Below are 23,207 nucleotides of genomic sequence, written 5' to 3' on the forward strand. Positions count from 1 at the left end.
CCGCCATATTCTACGGAAAAGCCATCAGCAATGATGGCTTTTTTGTTTGCGGAATTTGAATCCCAGGGTTCCTTATTCGAAGCACAGCCCCTCCGCAATATTCCACAGATAAACCATCAGCAATGGTGCCTTTTTTGTTTTTGGCATTTGAACCCTCGGGTTCCTCATGCTAAGCGCTGCTTCTCCATCTAATGTTATACAAGACTGCTAAACAATTCGCGGCTCTTTGCATTTTGGCCTTCCATTCTATTGTGTTTAAAACTTGCGGCGTTGAGCACACTCTTCGCCATTTGCCGTGAATACCGAAACCAGCAGCGCCCTAAGCGCAGAATTTAAACTGGGTTAATGAGTCCGTTGTTCCTTTAAATATCATCTAGTTAACAATATTCATTTTATGCTTTGCGAAATGCCATTGTTGGGCTAAATTACCCTGATAACCTATATTCCGGTTGCGGTATTCTGATTTGACTACACTGTGTAAGTCGACATTGGTTAAAGGTGGATAAAAGTTGATATCGATATATTTAGTTGACGACCATGAGCTTGTAAGAACTGGGATCCGCCGCATCTTAGAAGATGAACGTGGGATCAAAGTCGTGGGAGAAGCGCCAGATGGCGAAACCGCGGTACAGTGGGCGAGACAAAATGAAGCCGATGTCATCTTAATGGACATGAATATGCCTGGGATGGGGGGGCTTGAAGCCACGCGTAAAATTTTACGTTATCAGCCCCATGCCAAGATTATTGTGTTAACTGTGCATACTGAAGATCCTTTCCCCAGCAAAGTGATGCAGGCGGGCGCGTCCGGTTATTTAACCAAAGGGGCGACACCTCCCGAAGTACTGCAAGCGATACGTCAGGTTTCCCGTGGTCAGCGTTATTTATCTCCAGAAATTGCCCAACAAATGGCATTGAGCCAATTCAATCCCGCCGATGAGAATCCGTTTAAAGCCTTGTCCGAGCGTGAGCTGCAAATTATGTTGATGATCACCAATGGTGAAAAGGTCAATGATATTTCTGAGCAGCTCAACTTAAGCCCAAAAACCGTTAACAGTTATCGTTACCGCTTGTTTGCCAAACTAGGGATCAGTGGTGATGTGGAGCTGACTCGTTTAGCGATCCGCTATAAAATGTTAGACGCTGGCCATTTCTAATGGCCGTTTGTGTCAATGTTTCTAACATGAATTAAGTGTTAGTTGTGAGTGTGAAGACGATATATCAAGTTGTGTTGAAGACCGTGAGTCAAAGAGTGGGTGTATAACGATGTCGACAGGTTTTAACGCCCAGAGTTTTTTACGCACGGTTTCATCCTCTGCTGGGGTTTATCGCATGTATGACGTCAAAGGTGACGTCATCTATGTGGGTAAAGCCAAAGATCTTAAGAAGCGCTTATCCTCCTATTTCCGTAAAAACCTTGGCAATGTGAAAACCCAGGCGCTGGTGTCGCATATTCATCATATCGATGTGACACTGACCCACAGTGAGACCGATGCGCTGCTGCTTGAAAATGACTATATCAAGCAGTACATGCCCAAATACAATGTGTTACTGCGGGACGATAAATCATACCCTTATATTTTATTGAGTCAGCACGAGCATCCACGACTTGCTTACCATCGTGGGCCGCAGCGGGAAAAGGGCTATTACTTTGGGCCTTATCCTAATGGCGGTGCGGTGCGTGAAAGTTTGCACTTGATGCAAAAGCTGTTTCCTATCCGCCAGTGTGATGATCTCTATTATAAATCCCGCACTCGTCCCTGCCTGCAGTACCAGTTATCCCGCTGCAGTGCACCTTGCGTCGGTAAGGTCAGTAATGCGGAGTATGATGAGCAGGTTAAACTGGCGAGTCTGTTCTTAAAAGGGAAAGACAAGCAAGTCATCAGTGAACTCGTGGCTAAGATGGAAGAGGCCGCCGAGCAGCAAGCCTATGAGCAAGCCGCGCGTTTTCGCGATCAAATTATGGCGCTGCGCCGCGTGGCCGAGCAGCAAGAAGTCTCAGGTAATACTGGGGATATGGATGTTATCGGTGTGCATTACGCCTCGGGCATTGCCTGTTTTCACTTGCTATTTATCCGCGAAGGTAAAATTTTTGGTAGCCGCAGCTATTATCCAACGGTGCCTGCGCAAACGGATATCGAAGAAGTCTTACGTTCCTTCCTATTACAGTTTTATTTAAATGCCGATATTCAACGCACCATTCCTAAGGAAGTGGTGATAAGCCATCACTTTGAAGAATTGCATGAGTTAGAAGCGGCCGTCTCTGAGGCGTTAAACAAAAAGTTCAGCATCAAAACCAATGTGCGCGCCGATAGGGCAAGCTTTTTGCGCCTTGCGCTGACCAATGCCACCAATGCGGTGATGACGCGTCTGTCCCATAAAAACACCGTTGAACAGCGTTTTGTCTTGCTGGAGGAGATCCTCGAACTCAATGCGCCAATCCAGCGGATGGAGTGTTTCGATATCAGCCATACCATGGGGGAGAGCACGGTAGCCTCCTGCGTGGTGTTTAACCGCGAGGGGCCACATAAAGCCGAATACCGCCGCTACAATATCGAAGGCATTACGCCCGGCGATGATTATGCCGCGATGAAACAAGCCATTAGTCGTCGATTTGATAAAATCGATGCCAGCGGCAAAATTCCTGACATCTTATTTATCGACGGTGGCTTGGGCCAGCTACGTATCGCCCAGCAAATTGTTGATGAGAAATTTGTCAATTTAGATAAAGCGCCGCAACTGATTGGGGTGGCAAAGGGGGAGAGCCGTAAACCCGGGCTTGAAACCTTAATCTTTGGCGACACTGAAAGTAGCTTTTCCCTCGAAGATGACTCGCCAGCGCTGCACCTTATTCAACATATTCGCGATGAGTCCCACCGCTTTGCTATTACTGGCCATCGCAATCGTCGCCAGAAAACCCGTAACACCTCGACGCTCGAGTCGATTCCTGGGATTGGTCCTAAGCGGCGCAAGGCGCTATTGCAACATCTTGGTGGTTTACAGGAAGTGAAGGGGGCGAGTGTGGCCGAGTTAGCGAAAGTACCCGGTATTAGCATAGAAATGGCACAAACCATTCATGATACATTGCGAGGGTGATAAATTTAAGGCAAGATTGGCGCTGCTTTTGACTAACTGGTTTGATCATGCCGTTTAACTTACCTATAGCATTAACCCTTTTTAGGCTTTTTTTACTGCCCATCTTCGTGGTGCTTTTTTATCTGCCGTACAGTTGGACTCCCTTCGTTGCTGCATTTGTGTTTTGGCTTGCCGCCATTACCGATGCCTTGGATGGCTATGCCGCCCGAAAACTCAAGCAACTCACGCGTTTTGGGGCGTTTCTCGATCCCGTTGCCGATAAACTGATGGTGATCACCGCGCTGGTGTTGCTGGTGGAGCAATATGCCGATATCTGGTTAACGCTGCCGGCACTGTTTATGATTGGTCGCGAAATTGTGATTTCAGCCTTGCGGGAGTGGATGGCCGAATTAGGTAAGCGCGGGACGGTTGCGGTTTCTTGGATCGGCAAATATAAGACTGCTGCGCAGATGGTGGCGATTATTGGTCTGATCTGGCAATACAACCCACTCATGATCACCGCGGCATTTGTGCTGTTATATATCGCTGCCGTGCTAACCTTCTGGTCAATGATGAGCTACATTTTAGCCGCTTGGAAAGATTTAACGGCTGAATAGCACAATAAAAGATCAAAGAGATTATTTAGTGCGCAAGCAGTAAGTTATCGATAAAACAGCGGTTGACACTGCATTGTAAATAGGTAGAATGCCTCCCCGTAGACGAGAGACGAAGTGAAAACAAAATCTTAACTCTACGAGATGCAACATAAGCTCAGTTAGTAAGGTGGATACGAAGCCTTGTTTTTTGAGTGAGTGTGAAATCGAAATGCGACATTAGCTCAGTTGGTAGAGCGATACCTTGCCAAGGTATAGGTCATCGGTTCGAACCCGATATGTCGCTCCAATCTAAATGATTGGAAAGATGGCGCGATGGCAGAATGGCTATGCTGCGGATTGCAAATCCGTCGATCTCGGTTCGACTCCGGGTCGCGCCTCCATAATATAAGATATTAATGACACGATTCCCGTCGTTAATATAAAGAGTTTGCCCGAGTGGTGGAATCGGTAGACACAAGGGATTTAAAATCCCTCGCTGGTAACAGCGTGCCAGTTCAAGTCTGGCCTCGGGTACCATTTTTATAATGGTGAAAGCTCAAACAGAGCTGAAGCGTTAAACTTCTTTATTTATATTTTTGAAATATAAGTAACGAAGTAAAGAGTTAAACAATATCAATAGCTGTGCTTGCGATATTCAGAGTTTGCCCGAGTGGTGGAATCGGTAGACACAAGGGATTTAAAATCCCTCGCTGGTAACAGCGTGCCAGTTCAAGTCTGGCCTCGGGTACCATTATTCTTAGTGAATAGTAAATAAGCCTCGACATTCGTCGGTGCTTTTTTGCATTTTCAGCCGAGATTATGTCTAGTTGTGAATTTAAAATGGCTGATTTAGTTTATACACATTACATTAAATATCTAATCAGTTCACTAAAGCTGCAATTGATTTCGACTGTTTCCCCAAGAATTATCCGATAGAAGGCTTTACTTGGTACTGAATTAGCCCAGGCAAACGCATCTTAAAAAAGTCCACTAACGCCCTCACAGCTGGAGACAACCCCCGACGTTCAGGGTAAAGCATCACTAACCGTCCTTCCTTCGGCCGCCACTCAGGGAGTAAATGTATTAATTTGCTGTCCGTTAATTCTGTCGAACAGGTATATAAGGGCAAACAAGCAATACCTAAACCTGAAAGTGCTGACAATTTTAAGGTTTGCACATTATCACTTCGCAGCAAAGGGTTAACCCTCACATCTTGAATAACACCGGATACATGCCTAAGGCGCAATATATCAGAATGATGTTTGATACCTTCAAACAGTAGTACATCATCCCCCTGTAACTGTTCAGGGTATTGTAATAGCTGCTTTGACTTAAACCATGACGGTGAAGCCAGTAAACCCCATTGCACAGTGCAGAGATTTACCTGAATAAGACTCGAAGGGGCTTGTTCAAAACCAACCCCACGTAGAGCAACGTCAATCCCTTCTTCAATGAGATCAACTGGTTGGTTATTCGCCTGTAATGACAATTTCACCTTCGGGTAGTGGCGAATAAAGTCAGGAACTAACTTAGCCAAAACTGCATCTGCAATCGCCGTCGGCACACTAATCCGTACCAAGCCACTGGGTTCAGATTGCCGTGCCCTCACTGCCGCTTCTCCCGCCTGTGCCTCCGCCAGCATTGCCTGACAATGCAAGTAAAGCACTTCACCTGCGTCCGTAAGGCTCATTTTGCGCGATGTGCGTTGTATTAATCGCGCACCTAATCGCTCCTCAAGCAGTTTAATTCGTCTTGATATCCGCGATTTAGGAACTCCCAACACTGTTGATGCTGCGGTAAATCCTCTTTGCTGCACCACTTGGGTGAACAAGAAAAGATCATTTAAATCGAGTGCTAATGGAATCATGATTGGCTCTATTTCGAGGCTGGCTATCGTCTCATTGATGGAACGATAAGTGGATCTAACAGTGGATTGTTACATATTTAAACTAATTTATACTAAACATCACCGTAAAACGACCTATTGTCCATCGTCATTTTGTCAAACTGAAGCAAACGTTTGTTTCTTTCAATATACATAATTAGGAGTACATCATGAAATTTCATTCTCTATTTGCCGCTAGCCTCCTTGGTATTAGTTGCTTATTTTTAGCAGTGCATAGCATGGCCGAAACAGCACCGCTCAAGGTACAACAACCCAATAGTTATCTGAACATGCTTTCACGGGATGATGCCGTTTTGCTCTTAGTAGACCATCAAGTCGGTCTTATTAGTGGTGTGAGAGATACGACGGTAGGGGAACTTAAACACAATGTTGTTTCTCTTGCTAAAGCCGCTCACACGTTAGGTGTCCCAGTCATTATTACCGCTACCATGCCCAATGGTATGTGGGGACAAACGATGCCGGAATTAACTCAAGCTCTTCCGAATGTGAAGGTCATTGAACGTACCGTCATCAACGCATGGGATGATCCCAAAGTACGAGAAGCCATTGAAAAGACGGGTAGAAAGCAGGTGATTATTGCTGGTGTTTCACTCGAAATATGTGCAAGCTTCCCTGCACTTTCAGCTAAGGCAGCAGGATATGATAGTAGGGTGGTACTAGATGCATCAGGCACTTTTAACCAAGCAAAACGTACTGCAGGCCTACAACGTCTATTAGGTGCAGGCGTGCCAGTAACCGATTACGCTACAGCCGCGGTAGAAATGTTAGGTAGCAATGCCGATCCAAAAGCCCATGCGGTATACAGCGATCTTGATATGCCTTTCGCGACATTAGTTTGGCAGATGCAAAATCCGAGTAAAAAGTAATGGCAGACATGAGACGCCCTTAGTGAACAAGTAAGTTTTTCTTATCACTGGTTCGCTAAACCATTATCGAGTCCTGATCTAGAGTGGTTAACTCGTTATCTTAATACTTCTCGGTTTAGGCGGTTATATTACCGCCTAAAGCTCGATGACTTATATGCATAAGAATGCCCATAAACGCATAGCTTGATGGAGTCTATGGCAGTAGCCGCATGGAAAGGTACGAAATGTAAAATGGATGGTAGATTTAGTTGGCGCCTAACAAATCCAATCATCAAACTTAAATTGTTAACCTTTACCCACAAAAGCGGCCTAGTTTAACGATGCTTAATTCATATCCTATTCATTTAACGCTTGTTTAAGCGCTGTCGCTGCTTTAAAACTTGGCTGGTTAAAGCCTGCAATCTCCATCATCTCGCCAGTTTGTGGGTTCCGACCCGATTTAGGTAAATGATAACGTAATTCAAAGGTGCCAAATTGTGGCAGGAAGACTTTCTCACCTTCGCTTAAGGCGATATGGATCTGTTGCAGGATTTGTTCGACAACAGGTTTAGTACTGGCCTGGGACTGTTCAAGCGAAGTGGCGATACGTTGGATAAGTTGTGCTTTGTTCATTGAAACCTCTGAATTCAGCGAAAGAGCAGGAAAGGGGAGTTATAACAAGCTCGGGATCAGATTTAAAGCCAAGGTTTAGCAAAGCGGCTTAACTGCTGCTTTATTGGTTAGTGGTGGTAACTCACCTTTTCTTTTAAACGGAAATACGCCTCATATAAGTAGCGTTATGGGCTAAGTGGTGTTTAGCGCTAAAGTGGACGTTAGAGGATCAAGCGTTTTAACACTGATAGTTACGACTGTTCCACCTTTGATAGGGTGTAAGCAAATGGCTTTGCTTTCGCTGTGTATAAACAACACTGTGTTTACTGAGCGCCCTTGCGGGCGCTGTAAGAGTTGGTTTAAGCGGTGGAATTATGGCTGGACTTATCGCGGGCTTAAGAAAATAACGTTTCTTCCAATGTGCGTCCTTTCAGCAGCATCTTATATTGCCAATGCTGCTGCTTAAATAGGGTGAGCAGGGCGGTTTCAAATTCGTAATGGCGATTTGCCGTGTCATCTAATTGGATAACGAATACATGGGCTTGTTTTGAGGTGATATTCACCACACCAGCTATTTGACCTACGGCTTGGATCAGCGCTTCACTGTCGCAGCTTTCCATGGTGAGGGTGAGATAATCACTGCCGCTATTGGATGAGCGCATCGAAATGGATTGGCCCAACTCACCTTTATCTAGATACAGTACTTGGTCACAGAGCTTTTCGAGCTCGTCCAAGTTATGCGAGCTGATCACAAAGGTGGTGCTGGGCGAGAGCGTTCTGACGAGTTCACGGATTTTCTTAGCATTGGCCGGATCGAGTCCTGCGGTGGGCTCGTCGAGTAATACCAGCTTGGGTGAGCCGATTAAGGCTTGGGCAATCGCCACTCGTTTACTCATCCCATGGCTTAGGCTCGGTGGCTTTTGCTGCGCCACCTCGGCTAAGTCCACTAAATTGAGCACCCGCAGGGCTTCTTGATTTGCCTGTTTGCTATCCATTCCTTGAAGACGCGCAAAGAAGCTTAACTGGCTGATAATGGTTAAATTGGGATCGAGCGTTGCATCCTGTGGCAGGGCGGCAATTTGGCCTAATAATGCTGGACTATTGGGCGCTTCTCCTAGAATACGCACTGTGCCCGCGCTTGGGGTGAGGTAACCGCAGAGCAGGCTAAACAGTGTGGTTTTACCTGCACCGTTAGGGCCAACCAAGGCGATAGGCGCTCCTGATTCGAGGGTTAAGTTAACGTTATTGAGCGCTTTTTTGCTGCCATAGTGTTTGGACAGTCCTTGGCATTGAATGAGGATCATAGTTGACTCCTTTGGATATAAACGCGGCCAAGGAAAAGGGCGAATGCGGTTTGTAATAGGGGAATAGGCGCGTAGACAAAGCTATTGAGTCCATTGGTGTTGACCATGTTCGACAGTTGAGCGCCCGGCAATATCCATTGTAACCCTTCAAATAAGCTGGATTGATTACCCAAAATCAGCAGTGCAATCGAGACGACAGTCCACAAGATGGTGGCGAGCACCATGGCCTGTCTAGCCGTGTTGGCATAGAGGGACAATAGGGTCATGACCGCGGTAAAGGGTAAAATCACGATAACTAGGTTGACGCCGACCAAGGCGCCCGACGTTAATGCGGGTAATAACAAACCAATATCGCGCGTTAATGCTAGTGCTATGGTGGCAAGGATTGTCAATAAAATCAGTAGGCCTTGGATTAGGATTTGCCCTAAGAAGCGACCAAAAAGTAGGCTATCTTTGCTAGTTCTTATGGTATAGAAGCGCAATGTGCCGCGGGTTTTGTCTGAGGAAAACTGATCGGCGGCAATCAAAATACTGAACATCGGAAAAAGATACAGCGCAAAACACCAGAAGATAGCCATTTCCGCCACGGGCCAGTCAAACAGCACATTGAGTGCTTGGTTGCCTAAGAGACCGTCGATCAGATCTTTAATATTGGGCTGCATCAATAAAGTCGAAGCGCCTTGGATGGGGTAAAGCAATAGCATGCCCCACACTAATGCAAAGGCGATCAGGGCGATAATCCCGCGAAGGTTAAATAGAAATTTTCGACATTCAAAGCCAGCGATCAAAAGCATGTTGTTGAATGTACTGGGAGCGTTTTGTGTCATTCGCTGCCTCGTTGGTGTGTGAGCGGACAAACTCTCACGTTAGTTATCATTAAGAATGATCAATCGCGAAAGTCGTCCGCAGCGCGGTTAGGATAAAGAAGCGATAAGCGAGTCTAACTTATCTTTAAGTTCAGCCACTTGCTCTTCAAGCTGCGTGACTCTCGCTTCCAGTTGTTGTCTATCCTGTTCGTTTAGCGGGTGTGCATCTGCATGGGTGGATGACGCGGCGCTAATTTGCTCAGCACCTTGGGAAAACAGCTCAGTATAACGACATTCACGCTTACCCGGCTCCCGTGGTAGCTGAGCTAGCACGGGTTTATCTCGCTCCATCAATTGCTTAATGCAGGCTTCGACTTCGAGCACATCTTTAAAGTCGTGCAGCCTGTTGCTGCGGGTACGCAATTCGCCCGGCGTTTGTGGGCCGCGAAGTAGCAGCAAACAGACAATGGCTACCGCCGCGCTGGAAAGTTGTAACTCGCTAAATTCGGTGTTACAGAATCTGTGCTTATATTTGACGACTCGGCTACCAAAGCCGGATTGCTCGCTGATTAAGCGCTTTTTATTCAATGAATCGAGGGCATCTTGAACCTGCGCTTCGCTTAAGTCCAATACGGGATCGCGGCTGGTTTTTTGATTACAGGCGAGGGTCAGGGCATTGAGTGAAAGCGGGTATTGCTCTGGGGTGGTGACTTCTTTTTCAAGTAGGCAACCGATAACTCTGGCTTCGTGTAACGTGAGTTCCATATAAGCTCCAAAGAAAAAAGCATGGCTTTGTTATAACAGAGCCATGCTTAATATCCTAGCGCTTGTCGGTAAACTGAGGTTTAAGGCAAACTATTTGTACAAATAAAGCACGAACATGGGGGCAAGAGAGTGCTAAGTCTCGTATTCGGTTGACTATTCTGCCTAATCAGTCTGCTTCCGTCAGGCGTAAGCCATCATCGTCGATACTTAATTTGCCCGCTTTAAACAGGCCGCCGATGCTCTTCTTGAAGGCTTTTTTACTCATGCCGAGTTGCTCGTAAATCACTTCGGCATCGGTTTTATCGGTCAGTGGTAAGAAACCACCCGCTTGCTTGAGTTTTACTAAGATAATGTGTGCGTGCTTATCGAGCTCTTGCTTACTGCCTTGCTGCAAGACCAGATCGATTTTGCCATCGCGGCGCACTTGTTTGATAAAGCCTTTAACTCTTTGGCCAAAACGCAGCTTTTGGAACACTTCATTTTGGTAAATCACGCCCCAATGGGCATGGTTAATAATGGCTTTGTAGCCTAAATCTGTGGTGCCACCAATATATAAGTCAACCTGTTGACCCACTTCGTACTGAGCTGGGGTTTTATCGAGGAACTTATCGATTTTAGATGAGGCAACAATACGTTCATCCGCGCGGTTAACATGCACGTAGACGAGGTAAGAGCGGCCTTCTTCGATGGGTTTATGCTGCTCGCCAAAGGGCAGCAGTAGATCTTTATCTAATCCCCAGTCTAAAAATGCCCCGTAAGGACCCGTTGCCACGGCTTTTAAGTAGGCAAATTCTCCTACTTGCGCTAAAGGCTTACGAGTTGTGGCAATGACGATATCTTCAGAGTCCAGATATAAAAATACCTCCAGCCAGTCACCGACTTGGCAATCTTTTGGGGTGGCTTTGTTGGGCAGTAACACTTGGCCAAATTCGTGGGCATTTAAATACACACCGAAGCTGACTTGTTTTACCACCTCAAGTTTGCAGGTTTTTCCTATCTGTACCATGGAACTCTCTATCTAAGGATGTCATTCGGCGGTGATTATAACCGCTTTATCTGTAAACGGCAGCTTCCAGATAGGCTTTTACGTTGATAGTCGTAAATGAACAGTCGCGCTGCGATAAAATAATATTGCTGATGTGTGCAAATGTTATCGAATTATCTTGATTGGCTATTAAAAAATATTGAACGCACTTAGAGTGTGGATGATATTTAATTTATTGATTTTAAATATATAACTCTGCTTTTTGCTGGCCAGCCTGTTAATGCGGTGTTTATTATATTTTAATGAAAAATATTAAATGAGATTCTTGCTTGCATTCTGTGACATTGCGCGGTTTAATTGCGCCGTTTAACGACTTCGCTCGTTACAGACATGACAAATATTACGTGAGTTGTAATGATTTTATGGTTCACAGGTCATTCACCGTGTAACGTACAATTTATAATGGTTACATGGGGTTAAGAGGAATTGTTTAGCTAATGCACAAGCATCCATTTTTTGCTCTTTGCCTAAAAGCATCTCAATGCCAGCGCTCAATCGTTGTGCCCTATGACGATACTAGCCTTAAACATCTCACGTTAATCCGTATCAATTCTGGCCGCGAAGAAGCCAACAGTCCCCTGTTACAATAATCTTGCCTGTTATTAAGTGCGTAAGCGTTTGCTTAGCCACTTAATATGTAATGTTGTTCCTTTAGTGTTACCTATAGTTGTCGACATGCTTGAAACCCTCTTTGGATATTTGGGGTCTTGAGCGGTGATGCGACGCCTAATATAAGGGTTTTGAGTGTTTTTTGACCTCAAAGCGCGCTAAGGTTAATGCCATTGGTGAGAAACCAAGGCGATAAAGGGGAATATAAATTCCATCTCCTACCATCGCCAAAGTAATCAGAATCTGGGGTCTACCCCGGCTGCGTTAAGGAAAAACGCATCAATGTCACCTCTGCTGGGGGGATTTTGCTGCATTAAACAGGGTGAAAACATCCTAATTGTATGTCAGGTAACCGTATGATTACCTGGGTTTGTCGAACGGGCGGTCGTGCAAGAATGCAGTGGCCGTTTAACCCATTTTTTTATAGACGGGCTAAATAAAAATGAATGATTGGTCTATTGATGCTGCTCGTGCTGGGTACAACGTTACCCACTGGAGCCAAGGGTTTTATGGGATCAGCGACCAAGGTGAGGTGACAGTGTCGCCGGATCCTAAGAATCCTGATCACAAGATTGGCTTAAATGAGCTAGCAAAAGACATGGTTAAAGCAGGGGTCGCTTTACCTGTATTAGTTCGTTTCCCGCAAATTCTGCACCACAGAGTGAACAGTTTGTGCCAAGCATTCGACCAAGCGATACAAAAATATGAGTATCAGGCGGACTATTTGCTGGTTTACCCCATTAAAGTAAACCAACAAAAAACTGTGGTGGAAGAGATCCTTGCGAGCCAAGCATCAAAAGAAGTTCCACAATTAGGCCTAGAGGCAGGCAGTAAGCCAGAATTAATGGCCGTATTGGCCATGGCGCAAAAAGCCAGTTCAGTGATCGTATGTAACGGTTACAAAGATAACGAATACATTCGTTTAGCCTTAATTGGTGAAAAGTTAGGCCATAAGGTCTACATCGTTTTAGAAAAACTATCTGAGCTGAAGATGGTGTTAGCCGAGTCTAAGCGTTTAGGAGTGAAACCTCGCTTAGGTCTACGTGCTCGCCTTGCCTTCCAAGGTAAAGGCAAGTGGCAAGCCAGCGGCGGCGAAAAATCGAAATTCGGTTTATCAGCAGCGCAAATTCTGACCGTGGTTGATCAGTTAAAACAAGAGGATATGTTAGATTCTCTGCAGTTACTGCACTTCCACTTAGGCTCGCAAATCGCCAACATCCGCGATATTCGTCAAGGTGTGAGCGAAGCGGCGCGTTTTTACTGTGAATTACGTGAGTTAGGCGCCAGCATTAACTGCTTCGACGTCGGCGGTGGTTTAGCGGTGGATTACGACGGTACCCGTAGCCAAAGTAACAACTCAATGAACTATGGCTTAAGCGAATACGCGAACAACATCGTCAACGTGCTTACCGATATCTGTAATGAATACGAGCAACCTATGCCACGTATTATTTCAGAATCTGGCCGTCACTTAACGGCGCACCACGCTGTGTTGATCACCGATGTGATTGGTACTGAAGCCTATCAGGTAGAAGAAATCCAGCCGCCTGCGGAAGAGTCACCACAGCTGCTGCACAACATGTGGCAATCTTGGACCGAGATCAGCGGCCGCGCCGATCAACGCGCTTTGATTGAGATTTACCACGATAGCCAAAGTGACCTGCAAGAAGCGCAATCGCTGTTTGCCTTGGGTCAATTAAGCTTGGCAGAACGTGCCTGGGCTGAGCAGGCTAACCTGCGTGTATGCCACGAAGTGCAAGGTTTGTTAAGCACCAAAAACCGTTACCACAGACCGATTATCGATGAGTTAAATGAAAAGTTAGCCGATAAGTTCTTCGTAAACTTCTCATTATTCCAATCGTTACCGGATGCTTGGGGTATCGATCAGGTGTTCCCTGTGCTGCCACTGTCTGGTTTAGACAAGGCGCCAGAGCGCCGCGCCGTGATGCTGGACATCACCTGTGACTCTGACGGTATTGTTGACCAATACGTAGACGGTCAAGGGATTGAAACCACGCTACCTGTGCCAGCTTGGAGCGCTGAAAGTCCTTACTTGATCGGCTTCTTTATGGTCGGGGCTTATCAAGAGATCTTAGGTGATATGCATAACCTGTTTGGTGATACCAACTCTGCTGTCGTCAGCATTGAAGAAAACGGGGTGACCAATATTGAGTCGGTCCTTGCAGGTGATACGGTTGCTGACGTACTGCGCTATGTTAACTTAGATGCCGTTGACTTTATGCGTACTTACGAAGAGTTAGTGAATCAGCACATTGCCGAAGAAGAACGCGCCCAGATTTTAGAAGAACTGCAAGTGGGCCTAAAAGGTTACACTTATTTAGAAGATTTTTCTTAATACTGAGTGTGTTAAAAAAGTCGGCCTAGGGACACTTAGGCTGACTTTTGTTTTTTATAGCCTATTATTTTTGCTAGTGCGTTGCCAAGGTGAGTGTGTTGCTTTTTGCTGGCGAGTTGTAAAGGTGAGTGCGCCAGCAAGGCTGGCACCTTGTAAAAGCTAGCTCGGTGGTTTTATTGCGGCGCTAGTCGTGTAAAAATAGCCGCGCGAAATTGATGGGTTACCAGTCTCAAAATGAGTTCGCTCGCTTAAATAAGTGTTGCCAGTGAACGGTGAATGACTGCTATACCAATAGATGCCCAAACAGAGGGATAAGATGAGGCGAACGGCTTGATGTTTTTTGAAGGCGCGGAAAAAAAGCTTGAGATCAGACTCACCCCGAATATGGTATCACTACGCCAACAAGAGTGCGGTTTTTGGTCTACTTTGGTGGCCTGTGCCAATGCGGAAATCCTGTCCACAATCCGTAATCCTGCCTGTGATGCCTATCTGTTGAGTGAATCCAGTCTGTTTGTCTGGGATGATAAAATTTTGCTGCTCACCTGCGGTAATAGCACCTTAGTGGATGCCGCCTGCCATTTTATTAACGCTGTTGGTGTAGAGCATATTGCCGCGCTCTGTTATCAGCGCAAGAATGAATACCAAGCCCAGCTTCAAAGCACGAGTTTTGTGGACGATATCGCTCAATTGCGGACTTTGATCCCCGGAAAAGCCTTTCGAGTGGGCCATTTAGACTCACATCATCACTATTTGTTTTGTACCGACAATCTGTTTTGTATAGACAACCAAGCTATGCTCTCAACCGAGACCTGCTTAGAACTCATGATGTATCACATCCGTGGCGAGCTGGCTGATTACCTCAAGTTGCCCACACAAACCGAGCAGGGGATTTATCAACGCTTAGGATTGCAGCAACTCTTCCCTGACTTTCAATTTGATATGCACTGTTTCCAGCCTACGGGATTTTCGTTGAATGGGATACGTGGAGCTGACTATATTACCTTACATATCACGCCATCGACGGGGCAGGGGGATAGCTCCTACGTCAGCTTTGAGACGAATCTGGATTTGACTGTTTATCCCTATCCCCTAGTTGCCCAAATGATTAAGCTATTTATGCCCTCAAGTTGGGATCTGATCCGTTTTAACCAGCCGCTTATCACTGCTGGTTTTCCTGAACATTTATGTTTAGCACATGGTTCAATTGTGACTGATCAAGGCTGCCAGATTGACTTTAATCACTATCAACAGCCTCAAACTGAAGCATTACAGCCTGTCTTCCTATAATCTTTTTCCGAATTGAGCTGGTTGTTCAATGGAACAATCGACAGCGAAAGTCGCTGGATGATAAGTGGATGTTTTCGCCACAAGTTGAAAATTTTTCATGAAAAATGGCCCTAATTTCGGGCCATTTAATGTTTGAGTGCGATTTTTTTGTACAATTGAACCTGAAAAGTTCAAACCGAGCCGTTAGTTATGCATTGACCATCATTCAGTAAATGCCTTGCTTAGTATTTACTGTTATTGCTGCGCTGCAATTTGTGCCAGCACCACTTGGTGATGATCGCTGGTTTTAAACTTATCAAACACATGGGCAATGGTGCCGTCGGTATTAATGAGGAAACTTAATCTATGGATACCATCATAGATTTTGCCCATAAACTTCTTCTCGCCCCACACGCCAAAGGCATCGGCCACGCTGTGGTCTTCATCGCTGAGTAGGGTAAAGTTAAGTGACTGTTTTTCAACAAACTTGGCTAGTTTAGCTACAGGATCTGGGCTAATGCCAAGCACAGTCACTTTGTGGCTGTCGAGTTCGGCTTTGCTGTCGCGTAAACCGCAGGCTTGTACTGTGCAGCCTGGGGTTGAAGCTTTAGGGTAAAAGTAGACTAAAACCGGGCCACGCGTTAAGCATTCTTGTAGGGAAACAGCATTACCCTGTTGATCTTGAAGGGTAAATAGCGGCGCTTTGGCGCCAGCAGTTAATGTATTCATCAATTATCCTCTGTCGTTTCTTGAGGTCGTGCCTTCCATGCGTCGAATGGTGCAATCCAGTGCCATCTCCTCGGAGAGTTGATAGATACTCTTTTCGAGCTTTTCTAGTTCAACTTTTTCAGGAATATTGATGGTCAACGAAATCGTCTGCGTTTGCTCGCCGTTGTCGAGTTCTTCCGAGAAGGAGCGGACTGCTGCCAAGTCTAAGGAACGGTCGGCAAGGAACTGGGTAATGCGCTTCATAGTGCCGCGTTGATCCTTACCAGTAAAGCGTACTTCGAGGCGTGAAAGGTAATTTTGCGGCGTATGTTTAGAGGTGCGCTTCATCACTGTCATCAGTTCTAATTCAACACTAAGACTCGGGAGCAAGCTTTCAATTTTCGTTATGGATGCCCACGAACCTGACAACATCATGATTAAGGTAAATTCGTTACCAAATAATGCCATACGGCTGTCGACGATATCGCAGTCACAGTCGCTGGCAAGCCGAGCTAGTTTACTTACGAGTCCAGGACGGTCTACGCCCATTGCGGTTACGACCAGGAAATTGGTCATGAATTGTCCTCACTTTTTCGATATCATAGAGCGAAAACTCAGGGTTAGTGCCGAGTTTTTGTGCGGGATGTAATGCTACCATAACTAATTCAATTTGAGACCCCCGTTAATGCTTGTCATTAATGGTTGGCATCAGTACCATAGCGAATCCTGAAATTTTGGGGAAGTCAGATGATAAACGGAAGCATCGTAGCCTTAATCACGCCAATGAACAGTGATGGCTCAGTAGATTTTGCAAGTCTTGAAAGGTTAGTCGAATTCCATATTGACCAAGGCACAGACGCTATCGTCGCCGTGGGCACTACTGGCGAGTCAGCGACTCTGCCAATGAATGAGCACGTTACTGTGGTCGCGCAAACCGTTAAGTTTGCTGCTGGTCGTATTCCTGTGATTGGTGGTAATGGTGCAAATGCCACTGCAGAAGCCATCGAACTCACTAAGTCTTTATCTAAAGTAGGGGTTGCCGCCATGCTCGGTGTGACTCCTTACTACAATAAGCCAACGCCAAAGGGCTTAGTTGCACACTACAAAGCGGTGGCAGCGAGCACTGATATTCCCCAAATTCTGTATAACGTTCCCGGACGCACCGCCGTTGATATGAAGCCCGAAACCGTGGCTGAATTGGTGAGTGTAAGCAATATTATTGGCGTTAAAGAAGCCACGGGCGATGTATCTCGCGTTAAGCGCCTACGTGAGCTTTGTGGTAATGACTTTATGTTGTACAGCGGCGATGACGCCACGGCGAGAGAGTTTTTACTCCTTGGCGGTAATGGCGTGATTTCGGTTGCCAACAACATAGTGCCAAAAGCCTTTAAAGCCATGTGTGATGCAGCACTGGTTGGCAATGCCGAATTAGCAGCGAGTATTGATGAGCCGCTGCGTGGTCTGTACAGCACACTGTTTTGTGAAGCTAACCCAATCCCTGTGAAGTGGGCAGCCCACCGTATGGGACTGATTGAGTGTGGCCATATTCGTTTACCTTTGACTGAACTTTCTGAGCAATGTCATGGTCTGTTGTTAGATGCAATGACTCGTGCCCAGATAGAGGTTAAATAATTAATGTTAAAGAAAGTCACCCCGCTGTTTCTAGTTGCTGCTGTTGCAGCTTGTAGTACGCCATTAGAGCGTCGCCAAGCTAACGGTGGTGAAGACTATGTGCAGGCTGAGCAAGCGCCAATGCTAAAAATCCCTGAGGGATTAAAAACGCCGCCATACAATAAGGAATTTGAAGTGCCAGCCTTAGGTCCTAAGGCAAATCCTGCACTTATTGGTAAAAACCTCGATATCCGTCCACCACTGCAAGTGCTGCCAATGGCAGAAGGCACTCATGTGGAAGAGGGCAGTGATAATATCAAGATCGTGGTTGAATCGATTGATAATAGTGTCGATCTTAAGCAAGAGATCTTCACTAACTTAGACGGTTTCTTTGCAAAACAAGCGATTCCTATCCGTAGTCGTGATTTCGATAAAGGTAGTATCGAAACCGATTGGATTGAAAACCGTGAAGTTTTAGAGTCCAGTCTCTGGGGTTCAGATAAAGAGTATCTACTGCGTCAGCGCTATCGCTTCGATGTAGAAACTCGTCCACACGGTCGTACTGCAAACATCGTTATCCACTTGGTTGAACACCAAGAGTTTTATGATGGTAAAGAGCAGGATGTTTTACTCAGTGGTGAAGATAAGCAGCGCTACACCATTGATATGCTAAATAGCGCCATTGCCTACATGAGCGTTAAACGTGAGCAAGCCATTCAAGCTAACCGTTTGAAGCAGACCTTAGGGATCAATGTGGATTTAGTGACGCCTGAAGAAGGTGCCGCTTATTGGTCAGCTAAAGCGCCTTACAAGCAAGTATGGGATCGTCTACGTATCGTGCTGCCAGAAATGGGCTTTGAAATAGCCGATATGGATAGCGCTAAGGGCCTGTACTTCATCAAGTTTACCGACAACTCTGGTTTCTGGAGTTCGTTGTGGAACGACAATCAATTGTCCTTGAAGGAAGGCAGTTACCGTTTATTACTCGAAGACGGTGATAGCCCAGAGGAAACCAAAATCCTGCTGCGCGATGGTGAAGATCAACCGTTGTCGAATGATGTCGTAACTAACGTGTATAAGTCACTGTCAGATCTGATGAAAGAAGAGCGCAAACTGCGCTAATGCAGCGCTAAGTCACTAAAGGGGCGATTTATCGCCCCTTTTTGTGTCTGCCATTTGAGCACCGCTGGGCGTTATTTATACAGAATGGTGTTTCAGGATATTTCTGGCATATATCAATATTTACAGCATGGTTTTAGATAAACTGATTTGAATTTTGATTTTTTTTGAAGTAATTCACTAAATACACCAAGTATCCTACTGTGTTATTAATCCTGTTCCCCCTTTCTGACTCAAATTGCTATTTATTACACAATTTGCGCATTTGCCGTAATTTGTAAGAAAAAGTAAAACGTATTGATGCAATGATGCGAGTGGGTAAACTAGCCGTCACTAATGCGAGTCATCATCATTTGGAAGCCAGATGAAAAAAATCATAATTATCATCGCCATTTTAGCTGCGGGCTGGTTTGGATACCAAAGTATGCAACCCCAAGAGACGCAGCAAGCAAAAGTTAAGCTCACCCCTAATGTGGTCATCGCGACGGCCGCCATGGCCCCAGTGCGTGACGAAGTCGAAGCCATAGGCACCAACAAGGCCTTTGAGTCTGTGACTATCACGCCTAAAGTCACCGATGTGGTTACTTCGCTCAAGTTTGATGATGGCGATATCGTCAAGAAGGGTGATTTATTGGTGCAACTGCAAAATGCCGAGCAAATTGCCAAAGTGAAAGTGGCGCAGGTGAAGGTGAGCGATAACCAGCGCGAATTAGCGCGGATCAGCTCTCTGGTGACCAGTCGCACTGTGGCGGAGCTAGAGCGTGACCGCCTGCAAACCTTAATCGATACCGCCCGCGCCGAGTTAGAGCAGGCGCAATCTTCCCTGAATGATCGCAGCATAGTGGCGCCTTTTAATGGTCGTTTAGGCCTGCGCCAAGTGAGTGTGGGTAGTTTAGTGACTCCGGGGACGGAGATCACCACACTCGATGATATCTCTAAGATTAAATTAGACTTTTCGGTGCCTGAGCGCTTTATTCAAGACCTGCAGCCAGGCAAGCAAGTCGAAGCTAAAGCCGTGGCATTCCCCGATGAAATTTTTAACGGCAAAGTGATTTCTATCGATAGCCGTGTAAACCCAACCACTCGTGCTGTGATTGTTCGCGCCGAAATCCCAAATCCTGATTTACGTTTACTGCCCGGCATGCTGATGAAGGTGAAACTCATCAAACGCAGCCGCGAAGCCTTGATGCTACCTGAGTCGGCGATTATCCCGATCCAAAAAGAGCACTTTGTTTACAGCGTCAATAAAGACAATGTGATTGAGCGTAAGCAAGTCACTATTGGTATTCGTACCCGCGGCTGGGTTGAAATCCTCGGTGGTTTAGAGATTGGTGAAAACGTGGTGATCCGCGGCCTTCTAAAGGTACACCCTGGTGATGTGGTGAAGACTCAATTGGCTGAAAAGTTTAGCTATCTTTCCGATGCTAATACGGAGCCAAGCGTATGATCCTGACAGATCTTTCCGTTAAACGGCCGGTATTTGCCTCGGTCATTAGTTTATTGCTGGTGGCCTTTGGTTTAGTGGCATTCGGTAAATTACCGCTGCGGGAATACCCTAACATCGATCCGCCAATTGTCTCGATTGAAACCAACTATCGCGGCGCCAGTGCGGCCGTGGTCGAGAGTCGTATCACCCAGCTGATTGAAGATAGGATCAGCGGCGTCGAAGGTATTCGCCATGTGAGTTCATCGAGCAGTGATGGTCGCTCGCAGGTGACCTTAGAGTTTGATATCAGCCGCAACATTGAAGATGCGGCCAACGATGTGCGCGATAGAATTTCAGGCCTGTTAGATAACTTACCCGAAGAAGCCGATCCCCCAGAGGTGCAAAAGGCCAACGGTGGCGATGAAGTGATTATGTGGCTCAACTTAGTGTCGGATCAAATGACCACATTAGAGCTGACCGATTACACCCGTCGCTATTTATCCGACCGTCTATCTGTAGTGGACGGGGTGTCGATGATCCGTATCGGTGGTGGCAAGGTCTACGCCATGCGCGTGTGGCTCGACAGACAAGCCTTAGCATCCCGAAGCCTTACTGTGGCCGATGTTGAAGCTGCGTTAAGGGCTGAAAACGTTGAGTTGCCCGCAGGTTCGCTTGAGTCTAAGGAACGTCACTTTACCGTGCGTTTAGAGCGTAGTTATCGCACCGCCGAGGACTTTGCCAATTTGGTGATTTCCCAAGGTGAAGATGGCTATCTAGTCAAACTTGGCGATGTGGCTAAGGTGGAAATTGGCTCAGAAGAAGAGCGCATCATGTTCCGCGGTAACAAGGAGGCCATGATTGGTCTTGGGGTCTCTAAACAGTCGACCGCCAACACCTTAGAAGTGGCCCGCGCCGTTAACGCTTTAGTCGATAAAATCAATCCTACCTTGCCTGCAGGCATGTCGATTAAGCGCAGCTACGATAGCTCAGTGTTTATCGAAGCCTCGATTAAAGAGGTGTACCAAACCCTGTTCACCGCCATGGTGCTGGTGATTATCGTGATTTATCTGTTCCTTGGCAGCGTGCGCGCTATGTTAATCCCCGCGATTACTGTGCCCGTGTCTTTGCTCGGAACGTTTATCGTGCTCTATGCGCTAGGATACACAATCAACCTGTTGACGCTGCTGGCGATGATCCTCGCCATAGGTATGGTGGTCGACGATGCGATTGTGATGCTGGAGAACATTCACCGCCGTATCGAAGAAGGCGATTCACCCTTAAAGGCGGCATTCTTGGGCGCCCGTGAGGTGGCCTTTGCGGTTATCGCCACCACCTTAGTGCTCGTGGCGGTATTTATGCCGATCACTTTCCTCGAAGGGGACTTAGGTAAGCTCTTCAAAGAGTTTGCGGTAGCAATGAGCGCGGCGGTGATCTTCTCCAGTATCGTGGCTTTAACCTTAAGCCCGATGATGTGCTCTAAGCTGCTTAAACCGGCGTCGCAGGATTCGTGGTTAGTGCGTAAGGTCGATAGCATTATGACGGGCATTTCCCACAGCTATCAAAGCTCCCTTGAAAAAGCGATGACAAAACCTGTGCTGATGTCGGTTATTGTGTTGATTGCCCTTGGTAGCAGTGTGCTACTGGCCCAAAAAGTGCCGCAGGAATTTGCACCGCAGGAAGACCGGGGTTCGTTATTTTTGATGATAAACGGTCCGCAGGGCGCGAGTTACGAATATATCGAATCCTACATGAACGAAGTGGAAAACCGTTTAATGCCCTTGGTAGACTCGGGCGACATTAAACGCTTGCTGATCCGTGCGCCCCGTGGCTTTGGCCGCGCCGCTGACTTCTCTAACGGGATGGCGATTATCGTGCTCGAAGATTGGGGACAACGTCGCCCGATGAAACAAGTGATAGGCGATATTAACAAGCGCCTCGCCGATTTAGCCGGTGTGCAGGCCTTCCCTGTGATGCGTCAAGCCTTTGGCCGCGGCGTGGGTAAGCCAGTGCAGTTTGTGATTGGTGGCCCAAGCTACGAAGAATTGGCGCAATGGCGCGACATTATGATGGAAAAGGCGGCGGAAAATCCTAAACTGCTTGGCCTTGACCACGACTATAAAGAGACTAAACCGCAGCTTAGAGTGGTGATTGACAGGGACAGGGCGGCCAGCCTTGGGGTATCGATTTCCCATATCGGCCGTACTTTAGAGTCTATGTTGGGTTCGCGTTTAGTCACCACCTTTATGCGTGATGGTGAAGAGTACGATGTGATTGTGGAAGGGGAGCGCAGTAACCAAAATACTGCGGCCGATCTGCAAAATATCTATGTTCGCTCCGAACGGACGAAGGAGCTGATTCCATTGTCAAACTTAGTCACGGTAGAAGAGTTTGCCGATGCCAGTTCCCTTAATCGTTACAACCGTATGCGGGCGATCACTATCGAAGCCAGCTTGGCGGATGGTTATAGCCTAGGTGAAGCGCTGGATTACCTCAATCAAGTGGCGCGTGCTTATCTTCCAGCGGAAGCGGTGATCAGCTATAAGGGACAATCCCTTGATTATCAAGAGTCTGGCAGCTCAATGTACTTTGTGTTCCTGCTGGCGCTGGGGATTGTGTTCCTGGTATTAGCAGCGCAGTTTGAAAGCTATATTCACCCTATGGTGATCATGCTGACGGTTCCGCTGGCCACGGTTGGCGCCTTAATTGGGCTGTGGTTTACGGGCCAGAGTCTTAATATCTACAGCCAGATTGGGATTATTATGTTGGTCGGTTTGGCGGCGAAAAACGGTATTCTGATCGTCGAATTTGCCAACCAGTTGCGGGATAAGGGCGTCGATTTCGATCGCGCCATTATTCAAGCCTCTTGTCAGCGTTTACGCCCAATCCTGATGACGGGGATTACCACTGCCGCAGGCGCAGTCCCTCTGGTATTGGCAACGGGTGCAGGTGCAGAAACCCGCTTTGTGATTGGTGTGGTGGTGCTTGCGGGCATTATGCTAGCGACGCTGTTTACCATTTATGTGATCCCAACTGCTTACGGTCTCTTTGCCCGTAACAGCGGCTCGCCAGAAGCCATTGCCCAGCAATTAGAAAAGGAGTTGGCGCAGGATTAATCCCACGCTAACGCTTAGCCCAAATAGGCGCTTGAGTACACTTAAGCG

General features: G+C 46.7%; 20 protein-coding genes and 4 tRNA genes. 16 read left to right on the forward strand and 8 right to left on the reverse strand.

The window, feature by feature from the left end; genetic code table 11:
* The 8 genes from SHD_RS22235 to SHD_RS03140 form a co-directional block, all read left to right on the forward strand.
* Positions 1-192: hypothetical protein (locus tag SHD_RS22235; protein WP_235056929.1), on the forward strand; the 192-nt coding region annotated here is incomplete at its 5' end.
* Between the two features lie 317 nt (positions 193-509).
* Entirely contained in the window at positions 510-1,154 is a 645-nt protein-coding gene (uvrY, locus tag SHD_RS03110; RefSeq protein ID WP_011622328.1) for a UvrY/SirA/GacA family response regulator transcription factor, read from the forward strand.
* Between the two features lie 109 nt (positions 1,155-1,263).
* Positions 1,264-3,093, forward strand: a complete 1,830-nt coding sequence (gene uvrC / locus SHD_RS03115; RefSeq protein WP_023265805.1) for an excinuclease ABC subunit UvrC — start codon at positions 1,264-1,266, stop codon at positions 3,091-3,093.
* A 47-nt stretch (positions 3,094-3,140) separates the two neighbouring features.
* Positions 3,141-3,689: a CDP-diacylglycerol--glycerol-3-phosphate 3-phosphatidyltransferase gene (gene pgsA / locus SHD_RS03120; protein ID WP_011625896.1), complete on the forward strand. Its 549-nt coding sequence runs from the start codon at positions 3,141-3,143 to the stop codon at positions 3,687-3,689.
* Between the two features lie 210 nt (positions 3,690-3,899).
* A tRNA-Gly gene (locus SHD_RS03125) sits at positions 3,900-3,975 on the forward strand.
* A gap of 20 nt (positions 3,976-3,995) precedes the next feature.
* Positions 3,996-4,069 (forward strand) — tRNA-Cys (locus SHD_RS03130).
* A 49-nt stretch (positions 4,070-4,118) separates the two neighbouring features.
* Positions 4,119-4,205, forward strand: a tRNA-Leu gene (locus SHD_RS03135).
* A 127-nt stretch (positions 4,206-4,332) separates the two neighbouring features.
* Positions 4,333-4,419, forward strand: a tRNA-Leu gene (locus tag SHD_RS03140).
* Positions 4,420-4,593: 174 nt separating this feature from the next.
* Here SHD_RS03140 and SHD_RS03145 read toward each other — a convergent pair.
* Positions 4,594-5,535, reverse strand: coding sequence for a LysR substrate-binding domain-containing protein (locus SHD_RS03145; RefSeq protein ID WP_023265806.1), 942 nt, complete (start codon positions 5,533-5,535; stop codon positions 4,594-4,596).
* 188 nt (positions 5,536-5,723) lie between these two features.
* Here SHD_RS03145 and SHD_RS03150 point away from each other — a divergent pair, with 188 nt between their 5' ends.
* The gene (locus tag SHD_RS03150) at positions 5,724-6,440 is read left to right on the forward strand and encodes an isochorismatase family protein (RefSeq protein WP_023265807.1); all 717 of its coding nucleotides are present in this window, start codon (positions 5,724-5,726) and stop codon (positions 6,438-6,440) included.
* Positions 6,441-6,776: 336 nt separating this feature from the next.
* On the opposite strand, the gene SHD_RS03155 is transcribed toward SHD_RS03150, so the two are convergent.
* From SHD_RS03155 to SHD_RS03175, 5 genes are all read right to left on the reverse strand, one after another.
* Positions 6,777-7,052 (reverse strand): HU family DNA-binding protein, encoded by a 276-nt coding sequence (locus tag SHD_RS03155; protein ID WP_023265808.1) that lies wholly within the window; start codon positions 7,050-7,052, stop codon positions 6,777-6,779.
* A 374-nt stretch (positions 7,053-7,426) separates the two neighbouring features.
* Positions 7,427-8,335, reverse strand: coding sequence for an ABC transporter ATP-binding protein (locus tag SHD_RS03160; protein ID WP_023265809.1), 909 nt, complete (start codon positions 8,333-8,335; stop codon positions 7,427-7,429).
* Positions 8,332-9,162: an ABC transporter permease subunit gene (locus tag SHD_RS03165; protein ID WP_023265810.1), complete on the reverse strand. Its 831-nt coding sequence runs from the start codon at positions 9,160-9,162 to the stop codon at positions 8,332-8,334. Before SHD_RS03165 ends, SHD_RS03160 begins: the two co-directional genes overlap by 4 nt.
* Before the next feature lie 87 nt (positions 9,163-9,249).
* Positions 9,250-9,906, reverse strand: coding sequence for a YceH family protein (locus SHD_RS03170; RefSeq protein WP_023265811.1), 657 nt, complete (start codon positions 9,904-9,906; stop codon positions 9,250-9,252).
* Positions 9,907-10,072: 166 nt separating this feature from the next.
* The gene (locus tag SHD_RS03175) at positions 10,073-10,912 is read right to left on the reverse strand and encodes a CvfB family protein (RefSeq protein ID WP_023265812.1); all 840 of its coding nucleotides are present in this window, start codon (positions 10,910-10,912) and stop codon (positions 10,073-10,075) included.
* A gap of 476 nt (positions 10,913-11,388) precedes the next feature.
* Here SHD_RS03175 and SHD_RS22010 point away from each other — a divergent pair, with 476 nt between their 5' ends.
* The 3 genes from SHD_RS22010 (at position 11,389) to SHD_RS03190 (ending at position 15,203) form a co-directional block, all read left to right on the forward strand.
* Complete coding sequence (locus SHD_RS22010) at positions 11,389-11,541, forward strand: hypothetical protein (RefSeq protein ID WP_011071981.1); 153 nt, start codon at positions 11,389-11,391, stop codon at positions 11,539-11,541.
* A 461-nt stretch (positions 11,542-12,002) separates the two neighbouring features.
* Positions 12,003-13,916, forward strand: coding sequence for a biosynthetic arginine decarboxylase (speA, locus tag SHD_RS03185; protein WP_023265813.1), 1,914 nt, complete (start codon positions 12,003-12,005; stop codon positions 13,914-13,916).
* A gap of 333 nt (positions 13,917-14,249) precedes the next feature.
* Positions 14,250-15,203 carry an adenosylmethionine decarboxylase gene (locus SHD_RS03190; protein ID WP_023265814.1) on the forward strand — a complete coding sequence of 318 codons (954 nt, stop codon included), beginning with the start codon at positions 14,250-14,252 and terminating at the stop codon, positions 15,201-15,203.
* Between the two features lie 234 nt (positions 15,204-15,437).
* On the opposite strand, the gene bcp is transcribed toward SHD_RS03190, so the two are convergent.
* Together bcp and SHD_RS03200 are read right to left on the reverse strand one after the other, a co-directional pair.
* Positions 15,438-15,911 carry a thioredoxin-dependent thiol peroxidase gene (gene bcp, locus SHD_RS03195; RefSeq protein WP_023265815.1) on the reverse strand — a complete coding sequence of 158 codons (474 nt, stop codon included), beginning with the start codon at positions 15,909-15,911 and terminating at the stop codon, positions 15,438-15,440.
* 3 nt (positions 15,912-15,914) lie between these two features.
* Positions 15,915-16,466: a glycine cleavage system transcriptional repressor gene (locus SHD_RS03200; protein WP_023265816.1), complete on the reverse strand. Its 552-nt coding sequence runs from the start codon at positions 16,464-16,466 to the stop codon at positions 15,915-15,917.
* A 171-nt stretch (positions 16,467-16,637) separates the two neighbouring features.
* Between SHD_RS03200 and dapA the strand changes: the two genes are divergently transcribed.
* The 4 genes from dapA to SHD_RS03220 all read left to right on the forward strand — a co-directional run bounded on the left by dapA (position 16,638) and on the right by SHD_RS03220 (position 23,159).
* The gene (gene dapA, locus SHD_RS03205; protein WP_023265817.1) at positions 16,638-17,522 is read left to right on the forward strand and encodes a 4-hydroxy-tetrahydrodipicolinate synthase; all 885 of its coding nucleotides are present in this window, start codon (positions 16,638-16,640) and stop codon (positions 17,520-17,522) included.
* Positions 17,523-17,525: 3 nt separating this feature from the next.
* Entirely contained in the window at positions 17,526-18,623 is a 1,098-nt protein-coding gene (bamC, locus tag SHD_RS03210; protein ID WP_023265818.1) for an outer membrane protein assembly factor BamC, read from the forward strand.
* A 361-nt stretch (positions 18,624-18,984) separates the two neighbouring features.
* Positions 18,985-20,067, forward strand: a complete 1,083-nt coding sequence (locus SHD_RS03215) for an efflux RND transporter periplasmic adaptor subunit (protein WP_023265819.1) — start codon at positions 18,985-18,987, stop codon at positions 20,065-20,067.
* A complete protein-coding gene (locus tag SHD_RS03220; protein ID WP_023265820.1) occupies positions 20,064-23,159 on the forward strand; it encodes an efflux RND transporter permease subunit in 3,096 nt (1,031 codons plus the stop codon). Before SHD_RS03215 ends, SHD_RS03220 begins: the two co-directional genes overlap by 4 nt.
* Positions 23,160-23,207: the final 48 nt, after the last annotated feature.

The organism is Shewanella decolorationis S12 (genome assembly GCF_000485795.1).
Lineage (GTDB): Bacteria > Pseudomonadota > Gammaproteobacteria > Enterobacterales > Shewanellaceae > Shewanella > Shewanella decolorationis.

Excerpts from the sequence above, each read along its gene's own strand:
- uvrC (WP_023265805.1), top strand. The coding sequence starts at position 1,264 with ATGTCGACAGGTTTTAACGCCCAGAGTTTTTTACGCACGGTTTCATCC.
- pgsA (WP_011625896.1), top strand. The coding sequence starts at position 3,141 with ATGCCGTTTAACTTACCTATAGCATTAACCCTTTTTAGGCTTTTTTTA.
- SHD_RS03145 (WP_023265806.1), bottom strand. The coding sequence starts at position 5,535 with ATGATTCCATTAGCACTCGATTTAAATGATCTTTTCTTGTTCACCCAA.
- SHD_RS03150 (WP_023265807.1), top strand. The coding sequence starts at position 5,724 with ATGAAATTTCATTCTCTATTTGCCGCTAGCCTCCTTGGTATTAGTTGC.
- SHD_RS03155 (WP_023265808.1), bottom strand. The coding sequence starts at position 7,052 with ATGAACAAAGCACAACTTATCCAACGTATCGCCACTTCGCTTGAACAG.
- SHD_RS03160 (WP_023265809.1), bottom strand. The coding sequence starts at position 8,335 with ATGATCCTCATTCAATGCCAAGGACTGTCCAAACACTATGGCAGCAAA.
- SHD_RS03165 (WP_023265810.1), bottom strand. The coding sequence starts at position 9,162 with ATGACACAAAACGCTCCCAGTACATTCAACAACATGCTTTTGATCGCT.
- SHD_RS03170 (WP_023265811.1), bottom strand. The coding sequence starts at position 9,906 with ATGGAACTCACGTTACACGAAGCCAGAGTTATCGGTTGCCTACTTGAA.
- SHD_RS03175 (WP_023265812.1), bottom strand. The coding sequence starts at position 10,912 with ATGGTACAGATAGGAAAAACCTGCAAACTTGAGGTGGTAAAACAAGTC.
- SHD_RS22010 (WP_011071981.1), top strand. The coding sequence starts at position 11,389 with ATGCACAAGCATCCATTTTTTGCTCTTTGCCTAAAAGCATCTCAATGC.
- speA (WP_023265813.1), top strand. The coding sequence starts at position 12,003 with ATGAATGATTGGTCTATTGATGCTGCTCGTGCTGGGTACAACGTTACC.
- SHD_RS03190 (WP_023265814.1), top strand. The coding sequence starts at position 14,250 with ATGTTTTTTGAAGGCGCGGAAAAAAAGCTTGAGATCAGACTCACCCCG.
- bcp (WP_023265815.1), bottom strand. The coding sequence starts at position 15,911 with ATGAATACATTAACTGCTGGCGCCAAAGCGCCGCTATTTACCCTTCAA.
- SHD_RS03200 (WP_023265816.1), bottom strand. The coding sequence starts at position 16,466 with ATGACCAATTTCCTGGTCGTAACCGCAATGGGCGTAGACCGTCCTGGA.
- dapA (WP_023265817.1), top strand. The coding sequence starts at position 16,638 with ATGATAAACGGAAGCATCGTAGCCTTAATCACGCCAATGAACAGTGAT.
- bamC (WP_023265818.1), top strand. The coding sequence starts at position 17,526 with ATGTTAAAGAAAGTCACCCCGCTGTTTCTAGTTGCTGCTGTTGCAGCT.
- SHD_RS03215 (WP_023265819.1), top strand. The coding sequence starts at position 18,985 with ATGAAAAAAATCATAATTATCATCGCCATTTTAGCTGCGGGCTGGTTT.
- SHD_RS03220 (WP_023265820.1), top strand. The coding sequence starts at position 20,064 with ATGATCCTGACAGATCTTTCCGTTAAACGGCCGGTATTTGCCTCGGTC.